10 protein-coding genes are annotated in these 17,892 nt (G+C 53.3%); 2 read left to right on the top strand and 8 right to left on the bottom strand.

Features of this window, described 5'->3' with window-relative positions; all coding sequences use genetic code 11:
• Nucleotides 1–30 precede the first annotated feature (30 nt).
• On the bottom strand, nucleotides 31–2,202 hold the full coding sequence (gnpA, locus tag NYE26_RS02360; RefSeq protein ID WP_339253603.1) for a 1,3-beta-galactosyl-N-acetylhexosamine phosphorylase: 2,172 nt from the start codon (nucleotides 2,200–2,202) through the stop codon (nucleotides 31–33).
• Between the two features lie 12 nt (nucleotides 2,203–2,214).
• On the bottom strand, nucleotides 2,215–3,234 hold the full coding sequence (locus NYE26_RS02355; RefSeq protein WP_036730724.1) for a glycoside hydrolase family 88 protein: 1,020 nt from the start codon (nucleotides 3,232–3,234) through the stop codon (nucleotides 2,215–2,217).
• A gap of 194 nt (nucleotides 3,235–3,428) precedes the next feature.
• Between NYE26_RS02355 and NYE26_RS02350 the strand changes: the two genes are divergently transcribed.
• Nucleotides 3,429–4,370: an AraC family transcriptional regulator gene (locus tag NYE26_RS02350; protein ID WP_339253601.1), complete on the top strand. Its 942-nt coding sequence runs from the start codon at nucleotides 3,429–3,431 to the stop codon at nucleotides 4,368–4,370.
• 7 nt (nucleotides 4,371–4,377) lie between these two features.
• On the opposite strand, the gene NYE26_RS02345 is transcribed toward NYE26_RS02350, so the two are convergent.
• The 3 genes from NYE26_RS02345 to NYE26_RS02335 all read right to left on the bottom strand — a co-directional run bounded on the left by NYE26_RS02345 (nucleotide 4,378) and on the right by NYE26_RS02335 (nucleotide 12,657).
• A complete protein-coding gene (locus tag NYE26_RS02345) occupies nucleotides 4,378–4,800 on the bottom strand; it encodes an NUDIX domain-containing protein (protein WP_339253599.1) in 423 nt (140 codons plus the stop codon).
• A 528-nt stretch (nucleotides 4,801–5,328) separates the two neighbouring features.
• Complete coding sequence (locus tag NYE26_RS02340) at nucleotides 5,329–11,640, bottom strand: S-layer homology domain-containing protein (protein ID WP_339253597.1); 6,312 nt, start codon at nucleotides 11,638–11,640, stop codon at nucleotides 5,329–5,331.
• 282 nt (nucleotides 11,641–11,922) lie between these two features.
• Nucleotides 11,923–12,657: a hypothetical protein gene (locus NYE26_RS02335; protein ID WP_339253595.1), complete on the bottom strand. Its 735-nt coding sequence runs from the start codon at nucleotides 12,655–12,657 to the stop codon at nucleotides 11,923–11,925.
• 152 nt (nucleotides 12,658–12,809) lie between these two features.
• On the opposite strand from NYE26_RS02335, the gene NYE26_RS02330 reads away from it, so the two are divergent.
• On the top strand, nucleotides 12,810–13,412 hold the full coding sequence (locus NYE26_RS02330) for a DUF4304 domain-containing protein (protein WP_209991962.1): 603 nt from the start codon (nucleotides 12,810–12,812) through the stop codon (nucleotides 13,410–13,412).
• A 676-nt stretch (nucleotides 13,413–14,088) separates the two neighbouring features.
• On the opposite strand, the gene NYE26_RS02325 is transcribed toward NYE26_RS02330, so the two are convergent.
• The 3 genes from NYE26_RS02325 to NYE26_RS02315 all read right to left on the bottom strand — a co-directional run bounded on the left by NYE26_RS02325 (nucleotide 14,089) and on the right by NYE26_RS02315 (nucleotide 17,834).
• Entirely contained in the window at nucleotides 14,089–15,258 is a 1,170-nt protein-coding gene (locus NYE26_RS02325; protein ID WP_036730773.1) for a DUF4317 domain-containing protein, read from the bottom strand.
• Nucleotides 15,259–15,355: 97 nt separating this feature from the next.
• Nucleotides 15,356–16,297, bottom strand: a complete 942-nt coding sequence (locus tag NYE26_RS02320; protein WP_339253593.1) for an aminoglycoside phosphotransferase family protein — start codon at nucleotides 16,295–16,297, stop codon at nucleotides 15,356–15,358.
• The gene (locus tag NYE26_RS02315; protein WP_339253591.1) at nucleotides 16,287–17,834 is read right to left on the bottom strand and encodes a GGDEF domain-containing protein; all 1,548 of its coding nucleotides are present in this window, start codon (nucleotides 17,832–17,834) and stop codon (nucleotides 16,287–16,289) included. The genes NYE26_RS02320 and NYE26_RS02315 overlap by 11 nt, the downstream gene beginning before the upstream one ends.
• Nucleotides 17,835–17,892 lie beyond the last annotated feature (58 nt).

Here is a 17,892-nt window from a genome sequence, read left to right as displayed (position 1 = left end):
TCATATTATCTCCACGCCGGCCCCCGCCCGCTATCCCCCAATCACCCGAATCACCGTATCAAAAGCTTCCAGCTCCACAACCTGCGGACCATAGTCCGTCTCGATGGTGGTCTGCTGCGGCTGGCCGCTATTGTTAATCACAACCAGGCGCTTGCTCTGCGGATAATACGCACACTCGGTGTAGAGATTATCCGGAAGGTAACGGGTCTCCTCCAGTTCATTGCCGGCAAAGCGGATCAGATTCAGCAGCAGGCGCGTATTCTCCCAGCTGAAGGCAAAGGATGGCAGATAGATGCCCTTCCCTTTTCCGAAGCTATTCACAGTCAGGGCCAGCTTGCCCTCTGCTTCATGGATCACCGCAGCAGCCCCGTCCGTCAGATAGACCCCGTTCTTCGGCGTGAGACTGACGCCATCCGGCACCAGACCCTGCACCGGCTGAGCCTCATAAGCCCATTTGCCATGCGCTACCCTGGCGCCGGTGTCCTCATCCACCCCGAGAACATGCGCCAGCCGGAAGTAGTGATCATAGCCGTCCACGGCGGAAGGCTGATTCACTCCAATGAGCGCACCGCCCTTATATACCCACTCTGTCAAGGCATCCACCGCCTGGCTGTCCTTCCAGTGGTCCCCGCCGCTCCACGCTGAACCGGCGCTGCCTGCATTGATCACCACATCCACATCCTGCAAAGCCCCCTGGCGGACATCCCCGAAGTCGATGAAGCGCACCTCCACCGGCAAGCCGGACAAGGCCTCATTGATATGAATCAGGTCATGCATATACGTCTCATGGAAGTGGCCCGACAGGGTCCATGACCGCAGCTTGCCCCACGAGTGCAGAACAGCTACCTTAGTCTTGATGTGATAAGGCTGCCCCTGCCGGTGCAGTTCCTTGATCTCCCTGAATTCATCCGCAATCTTCTCCATGTACGCACAGAAATCCGGGTAAGGCTCAACCAGATGCAGATAGCCACCCAGGCCGATCCGGTCGACCGGCTCACGCAGGAGGGCGCGCCGGATGTTGATCCAGTATTGCTTCGCATCGAGTGTGGGATTGCCCCCTTCCATGAAGGTAGGTGCACCGCCCAGGCCAACCGGGAACAGATACGGATGCAGCCGGATCTCATGCGTCTCCACCTTCACCCCTGAGCAGAGCCTGGCTTCATAACCCGAGAACACGCATTTGATCATCCCGTCGAAGCCGAACTCCCCGAAGCGGTCATTGTAGGGCTCAGCGCCCACCCAGCTGTCATCGTAGAAGACATAGGCCAGCTTGCCGTGCTTATGGACAATGTCAATTAACTGCTTGCCGAACCCGATGACGAAATCGTTGATAAAAGCCATATAGTCGAGCTTACGCTGCTCCGCCGGAATATGGCTGACACGGTATTTGCCGCCGTTCACGAAATCCTCTGCAGTCAGCGAATAACCGTATTGCTCCGCAAACAGATCCAGGCCCCGCGCACTAACCGTGAAGTCGTAGGAGCCCCAGTCCGAGAACAGATGGCGGTTCTGCACGCTGCTGCCCCAGATCCAGGCAAAATTATAGAATAGAGAGGTGAACCGGACCACTGTCGTTGCCTGATGCTCCCGGCACCAGTCCTCCATCCAGTCCAGCAGGTACTGCCGGGTCCCCTTATACATCGGATCGATCTGCATCAGATGCTCTTTGTCCCAGTGATTCGTCGTGTGGTTGTACATGGAGATCTCTTCCCAGATCCGGTAGGCCATGAAGCTGACGGTATATTTATGCCAAGGCGTAATGCCGGTTAACACCACATTGCCGGACTCCCGGTCGTAATTCCACTGCTCCCCCGGCACCTCCTTCCCGGTTGTCCGGTCGTACACCTGCCAGTACTTGAATGCCTCAGGGGAATCATTCACCCTGAATTGCTCTGCGAAGAAATCCTCCAGCAGATAGATGGATATGTAATCCTGCACAGCCACCTTCGGACTCGTAATCAGGAAGGCCTGCTGCAGCTTGTCCGGGTTCCTCGCCGCCCAGCCGTTATGGTCGCGGATGATGCACAGGGTCGAATAGATGCCGTAACCGGCATTAATAATCTCTTCTGACAACTGCGTGCCGTCACTGTCACGAATGACATCGGCCCCCCAGCGTTCGGCAAGCTTCAGCGTCAGTGCTTCATAACCGGCTTCCCCCGGCAGGGTAAAAGCTCCTGTGGAGCCTATAGATAATTTCGGCAACGGGAATTCCTCCTATTTCAGCAGATCCGACAGGAACGCAAGCGCGAGGCCCTGGCCCCAGCCCTGAGTCCAGTCCTTGGGAATATGGCGGTACCCTTCACGGTCCTTCATGACGGCGGTCCCGCCCGATACGTTCAATACGCGTCCGTCTTCAGTGATGTTCTCCAGAATGCCCTTCAGGGCCTTTTGCACATATTTGGTATGCAGCGGATTGCCGTTATTCACCATGGCCGCAGCGATCCCGCAGGATGCCGACACCTCTTCATAGGACTCCTCATCGTCCAGCAGCGTACGCCACAGGCCGTCCTCCGTCTGTACCAGCTTCAACGCCGCCAGCTGATCCCGGAGCGAGCACTCCACATCCATACACTGCGGGTACAGGTACCACTCCTTAAGCAGCGGCTTCACCTGCGACATGGTATAGGCTCCCCAGGCGTTCGCCCGGCCCCAGTACAGCCCGGACATATGGTCCTGCTTCACATGGTTATAGCCGTGGAACCAGAGGCCGGTGCTGGGGTCCTGTAAATATTTGATGTGCCAGTAATACTGGTTAAGCGCGTCCTGGATCAGCTCCTGATCCTCCAGCTTGCTGCCCACACGCAGCAGGAAGAACGCAGCCATGAACAGCGTATCCGCCCAGGCCTGCTCCGGGAAGTCATTGGACACCGAGACCGTATGCTGCAACACCTGATCCCCGAACCGCAGCGCGCTCCCCCGGATATAGCCGATTTTACTCATGACAATATCCCAGTACTTCTGGTCCCCGGTCTCTTCGTACAAGGTGATCAGCATATGGCCCATCGCACAGGTGTTAACCGTCCAGTCGGGCAGCCCCAGCTCAATATATTCATCCACCCACTTCACCAGCTGGTTCAGATACTCCTGGTTCCCCGTGGTCTGGTAGGCTCTGGATACCCCATAATAGGCAACGCCGCAAGGCCACTCCCATGTTAAATCCATCGCCAGTGTCTTCCTTGCCACTTTATCGATTACACTTAAGATTTCTTCACGGTTATATTTAACTTGAAGCATGTGTATTCCCCTCTCCTGTTCCCTGCGTCTCTGAAGGCAGCTATTATTCGTCCAACCGCTTGGAAGCGCTTTACAGAATCTATTGTAAGCAGTAAAATGTTCTACATCTAAGCACATTCACATCAAAACTGCGCAATTTCGACCCTTTATTCTTCATTCCTATTCTAACGCAAGAAGGACAGGAGCTGCTGAAGATGCCCAGAAAAAAGAAACCCGTCATTGAGTACCGCCACTACAGCCTGCCGATCCGTTTCCCTGTCCTGCTGCTCAGCGGCGAACGCTGGAGGATCTCTGATATCAAGAGCGAGCACCTGCATTTCCACAACCACCTGGAGATCGGGATCTGCTATTCAGATAGCGGGATTATGGAGATTAAGGGCGAGAACGTGCCTTTTGCCGCCGGGGATGTGACCTTCCTGCCGCGGTATCTGCCCCATACGACGTACAGTTCACCGGGAGAGGCCAGTCTGTGGTCCTATCTGTTTTTCTCGCCGGAGGATCTGTTTCAGCATTCCTTCAAGAGCGCCTACGCTGGCTTCGAGCCGAATCTCTGGGCAGTGCAGGGCAGGAACTGTATTCTGAGCAGGGAAAAGCACCCCCTAGTCTATACGCTGGCTACCTCCATCGTCCTCGAATTGCAGCAGCAGAAGCCTTACTATCAGGAGAGTGCGTACGGCTTATTGCTGTCCCTGTACATTGAGCTGCTCCGCATTCATTCTACGAACGAAGCCTTGAGCGGCCAGGAGGCCGGGCATACGCTCCTCGGTGACTTCGCTATCGCCCCCGCGCTGGAGTATATCACCCGCAACTATATGGCGCCGATGACCATCGATGACCTGGCCGGGCTGTGCCACTTGAGCACCACCCATTTCCGCCGCAAATTCCATGATACGATGGGCACCGCCCCCCTGGATTTCCTGAGCAGCACCCGGATTGAGGAAGCCTGCAAGCAGCTTAAGAGCACCGAGGATTCAATTCTGGAGATCTCGGAGAAGGTCGGCTTCCACTCCATCTCCAGCTTCAACCGCTGCTTCTCCAAGCTGATGGGCGTCCCGCCCAAGGAATGGCGCAAGGGTGCGCAGTCGGAGGCGCAATCGGCGAAAGCGAGTATTCTGGAGTTCACGGGGTGGGTGTGAGTGCAGGTTATTTTCTTGCCAGTGCTACTCTTCCTATACTTTCTTTGGTCCAGGGAGGAGCCAGGGGGTGATCCATGATTTCATCGTGGGTCATCCAATGTACGGCTTCGACTTCATCAGGACTCCGGTTAGTGGCTGTACCACTGTCATATTCACATAGGAAGACCATATTGATGACATTGCGTCCGTCCTCTGTCACGAAGGAGGAGCTATACACAAAAGTAACCGCATCCTTGATCACGATGCCAACCTCCTCATCGCATTCGCGCTTCACCGTCCGTTCGAGGATTTCGAGCGAGTTGCCCTCAATATCCACTTTTCCCCCTACAAGAGCCAGAGTTCCTCCTGCATGCTCTTCTTTGGTACTCCGGGTAATCACAAGCCACTTATCTTCCTTACAGATTGCTGCTTCTACATTAACAATGAACATACCGCCATGCCCCTCTCCTGAAAATTCTGTTAAAGCCAATTATAGCAAATACCAGACCTCATATAGCAAATACAAGGCTTCCAATCGCCCGGGTAATCAGCAAGTGGACAAACGTATCTTAATTTATCGCTTTCTGGCGATTGTACGCAAACAGGTGGAAAAACAGCAACTAATTCTAGTGATTGTGCCAATTCCGCTGAATTGTGATTCAATAAGTAACATTTATCCAACTACTGTCCCTTCAGGACTCGTCCGCTCTACAGCAAGTGTATAAAATCCAACTGCTTCCGCGCAGCACCCCGCCCCTCCCAGCTCGAAATTTCCTATAATTGGCTACATGCCTAATGCCAAAATTCAATCGCCAAGTGGAAACGTATTTGCCGTCCTTTTAAAGGACGATACCGTTTCAGCGAGAAATAGAAGGATAGTTCATAGCGTAAAACATATAAATCCTTATATTGCAAAAAAGCGGATTCAGCTCAATGACTGAATCCGCTTTTTCTAGTTTACATAGTATAGTTTATACCGTTAATCAATCAACTCTGACTTCTGGAGCAGACGCTGGATCAGCACCGCCACTTCTGCGCGGGTGACGTTAGCCTGTGCCTCCAGCTTATTGCCACTGCGGCCGCTGATTAAGCCGGCGGATGCTGCGAGCGCCAGACTGTCCTTCGCCCAGGCGCCAACGCGGCCTGCATCTGTGAAGGCTGCAAGCACACCAGCGGTGTCCACTGTGCCGGTCTGTTCTGCGAGACCGGTCAGCTTCATCGCCTTAGCGATGATGTTCATGGCCTGCTCGCGTGTGATCCGGTCTCCGGGCCGGAAGCTTCCATCCTCGAAGCCGGTAATCAGCCCCGCCCCGGACGCTGTCCCAACTGCTGCTGCATACCAGCTATTCGCCGGAACATCTGCGAATTTCGCAGCTCCCTCTCCAAGCTTCAGGCCCAGACCGCGTACGATGATTGCTGCGAACTCTGCACGGGTGATGTCGGCGTTCGGGTTGAACGTGAATTCGTTCACCCCGTTAATGACCAGACGGGAGCCCATGTCATTCACAGCATTCTTCGCCCAATGCTTCTCCACATCCGCGAATGTCAGCGGATGCCAGACCACAGAATAGGTGCTGTTCGTCAGACTGTTGATCTCTGCGTAGTATTTACCATCCTTCTGGATGATTCTGGTCGGTACATGACGCACCGTTCCATCCGGATCGACAACGATACCAGTTGTAAGCCGGTTCGGGTTAACCCCCTGCGGAAGCGCTACTGTCCGCGATACATAAGCATTGAACCTGTTCAACTCTACTGTCGAGTTCCCGGAAGAAGCGGTAACTGTGAAATCCAGGACTGGCGCTGCAAGAGTCAGGCCGCCTCTGACTGCCGCAGCGGTAACCACCTGATTCATGGCAGCCGAAGCATCTCCAATGGTAATCCTCAGCGTAATATCCTCCAGCTTAACCCCGTTACCTAATCTTGCGGCCAATGCGCCGATGTTAATCTCGGATGCAGGCAACGTATAGCTTCCCTTGCTGGTCTGAAGCACCAGGGTGGCCGCCACATTCTCCATATTCTTGATCATCTGGCCGCTCAATTCGCCGACAATCACATTCGAATCCAGCATCATCGGGATAGTTACTACAGCGCCGTTCCCCTCGGCATCCAGCTTCGCCTGCAATCTGGCCGGATCTACCGCGATGGTCGTCGTTCTAAGGTTACCGGAGATCGTGGTCGTTGCTTTGCCCGCGTTCTCCTCCTTGCCGTTCACAAGGACAATCACATCGGTAACCGTACTGGCCGCATTCCCGGAAGGGGTCCCGCTGTTCGGGTTACTTCCGCTGCCCGGGCTGACCGGATCGGGAGTTGGCGTTACCGGAGTAGTCAGCGCAACTACTGCAATGACGCTGCCGTATTTTACCACCATGCCTTCCGCATCTACCTCAGCAATGCCAATCGTATCCCCATTGGCTGCCGGAATCAGCCCTTCACTGCCTACAAGCGTGTATCCGGTCAGAAGGTCTCCCACATTCGGCACGATGATGCTGCCAGAACCAAAGTTCTTATACAGCAGCTTATGTCCTTCAGCCGGTGCAGGGGTAACCTTGATTTGTGTATAGCCGTTACTCTCTGCACCACCCGGATCACTGGCACTCACACCCAAGTCCCCGGCAGGGATCAAGACATTCGTTGTAAAAGTCAGCGTAGTTGCCGGTCCCGCCGGAACCGATCCGCTGGCCGCCACCCGTACCTTCACCGTATGCTCGCCGCTCAGGTCCGGCAAGTTGGTTCCGTCATAACGTACAAAGGGTCCTTCATTCAAGGAGAATTCCATGCTAGTGTTCAGGCCCATAATCGTATTGTTCAGATCATCCGCTACCACTTCTGGAGCCGCTGGGATCACGGCATCTGAGTCATGCACGGTCACCTGAGCAATAGCAGAAGCAAAGTCCGTTGACGTAGCCTTCAACCGCACATAATACGTGCCCGGTGCAAGACCGGTAAGCGAAGTGTCTGTAACTTCTGTCCAAGCCTCAGTGTCCACAATCTGGTATTCCATCTGGACGGTCAGATTCTGCAGTGTTCCGTCATTGGCTCCGTTATAGGTCACATCCGTGACACTCACTCCGACTGGAGCGGCCTGACGCGCGGGAACACTCAACATTTGCGCATCACTATCGGTGGTAGTCACCCCGTCGCCCGTCTTCACGATAATCAGGGTGGTTCCCAGCCAGCTGCTGTCTAGCAGTAGCGTTCCATCTGTGGCGGCCGTTACAGCCGTACCATTTAAGGTGTATACCCCTTCTGGAATCAGACCTGTCAATCGCTCAGCGGTGTAATCAATCACCGCCGCAGGCGTCACTTCCGCCTCAGATGCAAAGGAGGTCACTGTCACTTCCACCGCAGCTGAGCTGAACGCCGTTGCTGTCGCCTTCGTGCGGACTTCATAGACGCCTGGTGCAAGGCCTGTGACGGTGGTGCCTGTAACATCTGTCCATGCGCCTGCTGTACCTTTTCTGTATTCCATGGCTGTTGTCACATTCGTGAGCGTGCCATCCTTCGCTTGAATCGCCGTTTCGTCTGTTGAAGCTACATCCGCAGGTGCTGCCGGACGGGCAGGAATAGTCAAGCTCTGCGCCGCACTATCTATGGTTGTGGATGCATTCCCCTGCTTCACTAGGCTCAGGGGGCTGCCCATCCAGCCGTTATCCAGTGCCAGCTTGCCGTCTGCATCTGCTGTTACGGTCAACGAACCATTCAGTGTATACGTACCGTTCGCAGTCAGACCGCTCAGCTGCTCAGCCTCGTAGTCAATGACCGCTGTTGGAGTGGCTTCCAGTGTGGGTACGTAGGCATTCACCGTTACAACTTGTGCTTCCGAGGCAAAAGCTGTCACCGTACCCTTCGTACGGATAGAGTACGTATCCGGGACCAACCCGCTTACGCTAGTGCCTGTGACATCTGTCCATGCGCCTGCTGAACCTTTTTTATACTCCATGGCTGTAGTCACATTCGTGAGCGTACCGTTCTTCGCGTTAATCGCCTTCTCATCCGTTGCCGCAACTCCGGCAGGCGCTGCCGGACGGGCAGGAATAGTCAAGTTCTGCGCCACACTATCTATGGTTGTCGATGCATTCCCCTGCTTCACTAGGCTCAGGGAGCTGCCCAGCCAAGAGCTATCCAGCGCCAGCTTGCCGTCTGCATCTGCTGTTACGGTCAACGAACCATTCAGTGTATACGTACCGTTCGCAGTCAGACCGCTCAGCTGCTCAGCTTCGTAGTCAATGACCGCTGTTGGAGTGGCTTCCGGTATCGCTACATACGCTACCACATTCACGATGTGTGCTACCGAGGCAAAAGCCTTCAAAGTCGCCTTGGTCTGGACGTAGTACGTACCCGGAGCCAGCCCCGTCACTGTTGTTCCCGTCACATCCGTCCACACGCCTGCGGCACCTTGCTTGTACTCCATGGCCGGAGTCACATTCGTAAGCGTACCGTTCTTCGCGTTAATCGCCGTCTCATCCGTTGCCGTAACTCCAGCAGGTGCTGCCGGACGAACAGGAATGCTCACGGTCTGCGCCGCACTGTCAATGGTCGTGGACGCATTTCCCTGCTTCACAAGGCTCAGAGTGGTTCCCAGCCAAGAGCTATCCAGTGCCAGCTTGCCCGCCGCATCCGCGTATATCGATAACGTGCCATTCACCGTATAGAGACCATTCGCCAGCAGACCGCTTAGCTGCTCGGCTTCATAGTCAATCACCGCTGCCGGGATTGTCTCTACCATTGGCACATACGCATTCACCGTAACACTATACGCTTCCGAGGCAAAAGACGACGCCGTCCATTTCACACGGACCTCGTACGTACCCGGAGCAAGCCCCGTCACCGTTGTACCGGTCACATCAGTCCATACTCCCCCGGTACTTAGCTTGTACTCCATCGCTGAATTTACATTCTCAAGTGTACCGTTGTTCACCTCTATTCCCATTTCATCCGTTGCCGTCACACCTGTTGGTGTCGCCGGACGGGATGGAATGCTCAGCATCTGCGCCGCACTATCTACCGTTGTCGAAGCATTCCCCTGCTTCACAATACTCAGGGACTCTCCCAGCCAGCTCTGCTCCAGCACCAGCGTGCCAGCCGCACTCGCCGTTACCGCCGTACCGTTCACGGTATACGTGCCATTCGCCGTCAGACCGCTCAGTTGCTCGGTTCCATAATCGATCACCGCTTCCGGGGTTGGCTCTGCTAATGGCACATAAGCATTCACCGTTACACTATGCGCTTCCGATACAAAAGACGCCGCCGTCAACTTCACACGGACCTCGTACGTCCCCGGAGCCAGTCCCGTCACTGCTGTACCGGTCACATCTGTCCATACTCCCCCGGTACTTAGCTTGTACTCCATCGCTGAAGTTACATTCTCAAGCTTACCGTTGTTCGCCTCTATCGCCAGTTCATCCGTTGCCGTCACACCTGTAGGTGCCGCTGGACGGGAGGGAATGCTCAGCATTTGCGCTGCACTATCTACGGTTGTCGAAGCATTCCCCTGCTTCACAATACTCAGGGACTCTCCCAGCCAGCTTTGCTCCAGCGCAAGCGTACCAGCTGCGCTCGCCGTTACCGCTGTACCGTTCACGGTATACGTACCATTCGCCGTCAGACCGCTCAGCTGCTCGGCTTCATAATCGATCACCGCTGCCGGAGTCGGCTCCAGCGCTGGCTTGAACAGCGATACAGTTGCCGTCTGCGGCGAACCGCTAACCGTGTATCCGCTTGGCGAATTCACAGCCACGGACACATCGCCCTCGCCGGTGACTGAAGTAAGCGCTAGGCTCCAAGCGGTTCCCGACCCGCTTAAGGACCCTTTTACCGCAGAGCCTGTAACATCTGTAATCGTGATATCATCTGCCGTCAGTCCGGCAATCGCAGCATCGAAGGTCAGATCAATCTTCGTTGAAGTTGTGGTTCCTGGCACACCGTCCGCTACAGCCGATTGCAGCACAACCGGAGTTAAGGCCTCCCTGTTAAACAGCTTGCCGGTTACTCTGAAATGACTGGCGTCTGTATTATCTGTTGTGATGAAAACGATCTTGTCGCCGAAGGCCGGATATACGGCAAACTTCGGATAATATTCCACATTGAACATCCAGGTGTCTTCATTGTATCCCTGGAATACAGCAGGTGCGGAATCCACCGGCTGATCCGTTGTATACAGCAGGGTCCCGTCATTGTCATAGTAATTCAAGTAAGCGTACTGGGTTCCAGACCATTCTGTACCGTAATTGTAGGCATCATCGATGGCTTTATTGGACAAAGGGTCCGTACTAACCGTTACGAATCCCGGCATCGCGCCTTTCTTGTAGACTGCGGCAGCTGCCTCGCCCAGCGAACCATTTACGTTGAATCCGCCTTGGCTTACACCCGCATTGTCATATAAGGAGACACTGGTGATTCCGGTTTGCCAGCTGTATTGACTGAACATGAAATTCCCGTTGCTCAGCGTAGACAGATACAGCTGTTTCTCATTCGTTCTCGCCCCAATATTAATGGTGGTTATGGAGGTTCCGTTGTTATTGAATAACTGCAGATAGATATTATCATTCGAGGGTCCTGAATTATACGCAGCCATATACACGCCATCACCAGCGGCTACGTAGGACATGCTCGCATTAGCATCTACCAGCAGGGTTTCGCTTGACACTGGTACGCCCGCAGCAGTGAAGACACGGGTAACCGTGCTTTTATTATCATTTCGTTGCCAGGAAAAAGCGATATCGCCGTTAGACAGCTCCGCCGCAGAGATAAAGCGCGTGAGCTGCGGCAGACTGGCCGCACTGAAGGTGTTCAGCCGGGTCTGGCCGGTCACCTTCTGGCCGTTCTTATCCAGCACCATGAAATAGGCATTCGGCGTACTCTCAGTAACTGTGCCCAGTTGCAGGTTGTATTCGCTGGAGTCGCTTTTACTGTACATAATCAGCAGATTGCCGTTATTGAGCGCAAGCATGCTCACATACGTCATTTTGTAATAGGTGTCCATCAGGCTGCCCAGGTTAACGTCCGTTATAAGCGTTCCTGTGCTGTTAAAGACCCTTAAGAAATTAGAGGCTGTGTAAGAATTCCCCTGATAGACGAATGAATTCAGCAGAACCGCCGTACTTCCATCCTGTAGACCCTTCGCATCTGCCAGATTCTTGCCCGCCGAATACGTAACCGGAGGCTCAATTACAAAATCAGCCGCTTCATTAAATGACGGTACCGCCGCATAAGCACGGAGTGACATCATGGGCAGCAGTCCGATCACCAATACCACAGCCAGCCCGATTTTGCCCATTTTCTTAAACATCGCTTTCCTCCTTGTCGAATGAACATTTCCATAATATTGATAACGCTTCCGTAAACCTCTGAACATGCTGCACACACTCTGCACATGCCCGGCATTAGCAAGCATTAGTTTTCCATAATGGTTTATCGACATTTTTCGCGCTAAAGTTAACAAATTCGACAAATAAATATCAGTCATATCGTCAATAAGTGCGCTTTAAGTCCTTGTATAATTTAAAAAGACGAAAATGCGCGCAAAAAAGCCCGCTCTGTCGATTGGACAGAACGGGCTGAAAAATATCCTCTACATTTCTTCCACATACCGCTTGGCTTCGCCAAGGGGCATATCCGTATGCTGACGGACGAGCTTGATGGCAAGAATGAGCTTGCCGTCCTTTTTTAACTGCCGGACATGCTCCTGGACCTCTTCGGGCAAGACCCTCAGCGTAGTGCTTGCTGCCTCCCGGCGCTTCAGTTCCGCAGCTACCCGCTGCTCCATATCCGGTGTCAACGTCTCGTCTACGGTCGCAGCAGGCACCGGCCAGCGCTCTGGCTTACTCCCCCGGATCACTGCAAGCAAGGTGCCTACAATCGAGTAGAGCACCAGATACTGAGCGCACCGGTACAGGTATAACCATACTGTACTTAGCGTAACCATCTCCCCGCCTGGCTTCAGAATGGAGAGGTTCTCCGAAATGACGTACTGGCCTGGCGCATAATTATTGACATCCTGGTCCAGCTGCAATTGACCTATAGGAGAGATGATCCATTCCAGCGGCTTGTTGGTTATGGGGTTCCCGGCCGTGTCGATCATCATGCCCAAGAACGAGAAGAGGGCGACGGCAAAGACCAAATAAGTGGACCAATTCAACCTTTTGACTAACACCACCATAATGAACACAACCAGCAAAGTCAGACTTCTTATGTAATCGTTATGTAGGAATAATTGAAAAACTACCGGCAGCCCCCATCCGAACAGCAGCACCATCACAGCCGCAAACCCAAAGAAAAACAATAAAATCTTAACGTTCTTCTTCACTTCCTGCATTCTCCTTTCCTGCCTCCTATCCTATATTTACCCAGAATGAAGTATTTTGAGGTTATTCTGTTTATAGTACAATTATAGCTGTCAGCCAACACGTTATAATATGCAGCCTATTATCAACCCAGGTGAAGGAGGATTTACTTACTATGAATGAATTATTAAATATGAAGGAATTGTTCACGCAGATCATCAAGCAGGACGTCAAACCTTTTTTCTCCGAACGGGGTTATCGCACAAAGGATCTGAATTTCTACAAAACAGAAGGCCAACTCAGCTATAAAATCAATATCCAGAAATTCAAGTACAATACACACAAGGAACTCAGCTTCTATGTGAATTACAGCCTTAATTCCGAAGAGCTTGCGCAATATAGGCCTGCTTCGTCTCTGGGCTTGCCTCACTTCTATGTCCGGATCAGGAACATCGTCCCCGCCGCCCCGGAACGCTACTTCCTGACTCCGGAGGTAGATGTGGACAAGTTCACGGCAGACCTGCTGCTCCACTTGGATCAGGGGCTCCAATTCATGTATACCCTAACCGATGCCAGGGCCATTATTGAATACTATATGCCGAAGATAGCACTGCATTTAAGTGAGGAGACCTTCGGGTTCCTGCTGGATACAGGGGATACAGAGACTGCGGAGCAATATCTGAAGCAGCTCCAAGCGAAATACGGCGCCGAGAAGCGCTGGGCGATCTTGGAGAAGAAGTATGCAGCGGTCTGGGAGAAATACGGGAGCTCTTCCTAGCGCACCCGGTCCAATTGTAGTCGCTTTTTCGATTACATTTCGCCTACCCAGCGCACCCGGTCCAATTGTGGTCGCTTTTCCGACTACATTTCGCCTACCCAGCGCACACGGTCCAATTGTAGTCGCTTTTCCGACTACATTTCGCCTACCCAGCGCACATGGTCCAAATGTAGTCGCTTTTCCGACTACATTTCGCCTACCCAGCGCACACGGTGCAATTGTAGTCGCTTTTCCGACTACATTTCGCCTACCCAGCGCACACGGTCCAAATGTAGTCGCTTTTCCAACTACATTTCGCCTACCCAGCGCACACGGTCCAATTGTAGTCGCTTTTCCGACTACACTTCGCGTACCCAGCGCACACGGTCCAATTGTGGTCGGTTTTTCGACTACATTTCGCCTACCCAGCGCACCCGGTCCAAATGTAGTCGCTTTTCCGACTACACTTCGCGTACCCAGCGCACACGGTCCAATTGTAGTCGGTTTTCTGTGAAATTACATTTGGTACAACCTGCGATAAACTCTCGCTACTCATTTTCATGCTGGCGTTGTGCCTTGAAAGGCAGGTTTGTTGGCATTGGGCCGTGCGCACTCGTACCAGCCCTACACAAAAAGGGCTTCCCGCTCTCGTAAGGAGACATCGGGATAGCCCTTTTTCAATATACATGTGTACAGGTTAGGATAAGTTCTCCGTCAACAGCGTGAAGCCTTCAATCACCGCATCCTCATCAATCTCAATCATGATGCAGCGCTTGCCCTGGTAATTCACCTGCCGCACATATCTCAGGTCCTGCGGGCTGATCGTGATGGATGCAACCTTCGTATCGATCTTGATCGACTTGGAGGTGAACTTCGGGATGACGCTGCTGGCCTTCAGCTCATAGTGCTTATTATCCACGATGGTCTCAAACGCGCGCTCCACCTTCTCCGCCGTCACATCCTCCACGCCGCTGGCCTTCAGCACACGCTCCACATCGCGGTAATCAAGTCTCGGCGGCTCTTCCTCTTCCGCGTTGTCCTCAATCACTTGATGAATCTCCTCGTACACCTGAGCAATGGTCGCCACATCGATCTGCTCGCCCGCCACTTCCTTCACAATGTCCTCAAAAATAGACCGTTCCTCCAGCGCCGTCACCGACCGCTCCGCATTCAGCACCTGCTCGATGAACTGCGGGTTCGGATTATTCGCGCTTCCCGTGCAGTACAGCACCCGGTTGATATCCGAATAGTTGTCGGTCACACTCGGGTAGAAGAAGCCCTGCTCCGGCGTGCTCAGCTTGATGATGGGATCCACCATGATATTGTATTTGAACTCCCGCTCCACATAATCGAACAAAAGCGTCTTACGCTGCTGCTCCGTGGAATTCACGCTGCACAGAATGAACGGATGCGCGAATACCTCGTCCTTCCCGGTCTCCTCGGCCTCATCATTACGCGCCTTGGTCGGCCGGAAGTATTGTCCCCGTACGAAGGTGATGACCGCATCCTTCTCATACTTGGCATCCACCAGCATTTTGTCCACCAGCATAAGCATCAGGTCCTGCCATTCCTCCGGGTCACCGGTTATCAGCCCCTGGTGCAGCATCACCTGCGACGGCTCCTCTGCTTCCTCCAGGAACTTCAGCTCGAACAGCTTCTGGTCCAGCTCGCCCGTCAGCAGCTTCCGGAAGTTACTCATATACAGCTCCTGCTTCTCGCGTTCCAGCATGGCGAACGGCTGGCGTTCGAAGTGGTAGATTTCATTCGTTTCTTTCATAATATAGACATTCAGAATATCGTACAGATTCAGCTGATCATGGTCCATCTTGAACTGCTTGCGTATATGTGCGGCTTCTTTCTTGATCATGGTATGTGACACAGCTCCTATGAAATGAATTGGTTGTATCAGTATAAACGATAGGCATTAACCTTCGCTAGTTCAGTATTCCATCCAGTGATCGTAGTTATATGGCTGTAACCATATCCAAATACCGCCGCAGCCCCGCCTCAGTGCCAGGGTCCCTTAGCCAGGCCCCCAAGCTCCAAGTCATATAACGCAGGCCGAGATACCATGAAGCAGCTCTATAGCTCTGCCCGAACGTATCCGCAGGAAGCTCCCATCCCAGCGAAGCCAGCACTTCACGGTATTCTCCAGCTTGAGACCGGTCAAACCGCATAGGGATGTCGAGGAACAGGGAACCGTACCGCGCTTCTTCCCAGTCAATGAACATAACGTCATCATTATTGTGTACCAGTACATTTCCGGGATTCAGATCATTATGTATAAGCGTGTGAGTGGTCTCATCCTTCCAGACGGCTTCGAGCTCGTCCACGATTTTCCCCGATACGGCATCGATTTCAGAAATATACGTCCCGAAGGTCTCCACGAACCGTTCATTGTGCTTGGCCTCTTCCCATGCGGGTCGCCATACTCCATGAATTATAGTCTCTATGTATGTACGGCTAACCCTAGGGAGCCAGGATAACTCCTCCTGCAATCCGCGATTACGGTTATGAATATAAGCCAGCGCCTGCATTTCCTTGTGCTGAAGCATCCCAATATCCAGATTCTGATAATTCGTCTTATAATCTACGTCCTGAATACATAGGAGCACCCGATGGTCCGAATCCAGATTACCCGCTCTATTAAAAGGGACATTAGCCCCCTGATCCAATAACCGGTTCATTACCCGGCGTTCAATTCCATTCGCCATTTTGGTAATCACAGAGCTGTACTCTTGTCTGCCTTCAATCTCCACGAGAATCCTGTGCCGGAATAAATCCACCGCCTGATAGCCCGAATGCAATTGGGTGCTCTCGACATCAAGGACCTTTGCCTTATCAGACAGGAATTTCCGCACAGTCTCCTCAATTAAATCCATCCCCCCGCCAATCTCAAATCTCATGATTTCCCTCCGTCTCTCCCCGCTTGATCGCATACATCCGCTTGTCGGCTTGGCGCAAAAGAGCATCCGGAGCCGTTCCGTCCTGCGGATACAAGCTGATGCCGATGCTCATATCGATCTTCAGCTCTTCGCCTTCATAATCCAGCGTGGCCTGTGCAGCCGCCGCCAGCAGCCGGTGCTCCAGCTCTGCGGCGGTCAGCCCGTCCCCGCCCACGGGGCAGAACAGCACGAATTCGTCTCCGCCGAAGCGGGCCGCCAGCCCGTCCGGCTGAACCAGCTGATGGATCATGCCCGCCACCTTGCATAACATCTGGTCCCCGGCCTCATGACCCCAGCGGTCGTTCACCTGCTTGAACCGGTCAAGATCAAGTAGGAGGATGGCTACTTCCCCGCCGCTGCGCTCTGCTTCTGCAAGAGTCTCCTCCAGCTTATCATAGAATTGCCTGCGGTTCGGCAGCCCTGTGAGCGGATCATGGTAGGCCATGAAGGCAATCTGCCGCACATGCTCATTGCGCAGCCGGATGTCCCGGATGAGCAGCACCGCATGGATCTCATGATCCACGGTCACGTAATCTCCGTTAATCATCACCTCGACCGGACTCTCCCCGTTATGCAGAACCATTTCCAGCTCACTGATATCGTCCTGTACCTTAAGCTTCGCCACGATCTCTGCACCGCCCAGATCGGTAAGATTAGCCTTCCCCAGGGTCAGACGGCCAAACATCTTACCGGCACTCGGATTCGCTTCCTTAATGCTGCCTGACAACGAGACGAGCAGCGCAGCCTGTGAATTGATCTGGAACATCTTCTTGTAGCGCTGTCCCGCATGATTAAGGAACTCATACCGCTGCATGGACAGCCGAAGAACGAAGCACCAGATCAGTCCTCCGTAGATATACGTATAAGGCGGCAGCACTTCATTGAAGCGGAAATAGCCGAACACCGCTACCCAGAGGAATGTCACCCAGGAGCCATACTCCAGCAGCTTGAAGATACCGCCATGCTCCTGATAATCAGGATCGGCGGCACTCCACTTGCGCGCACTTCGCAGCATGACGATGGGAATGAAGCTAAGCAGCAGACTTGCCGTTAAGGTCCCGTAGTAGGCTGCATTGGCTATCGGCCATTTCCAGACCCCGGATACCATGAACAGCTGGACGGAGGTATAGGAACGTTGACCAATGAGTCCCGCCGGGATCGCCAGCGTTAGGATATGGAACAGATAGGGGTACCATGGCCGGGACATCCGCTTATGTAAGCCGATTAACCGGGCAATCAGATGGAACCCCAACCCTGGAATAAGGATACCGACATTGGCGAACCAGACCGCAGCCAGCAGCGGACTATATTCCATGGGGAGCATATACCGGAAGTACTCCTCCAGGAACATCAGGAAATAGCACAGAATTGTAGCGCTTACCAGACGATGTTCGATCTGCCGCGGGTTGCGCAGCAGCACATCCATTCCCATGTATAAAAAGAAGAGCATCGGCAGCCAATAAAATACGACAGGTATCCATACATGGGTCGGGCTCATTTCTCTTCTCCTTTACAGTCTGTCACGGACATAGTTAATCTTAATTTTAATATATTAC

Source organism: Paenibacillus sp. FSL P2-0136 (assembly GCF_037975325.1).
Classification (GTDB): Bacteria; Bacillota; Bacilli; order Paenibacillales; family Paenibacillaceae; genus Paenibacillus_AQ; species Paenibacillus_AQ silagei.
The sequence above is the reverse complement of the archived record's forward strand: the minus strand, read 5'-3'. Positions and strand labels throughout refer to the sequence as shown.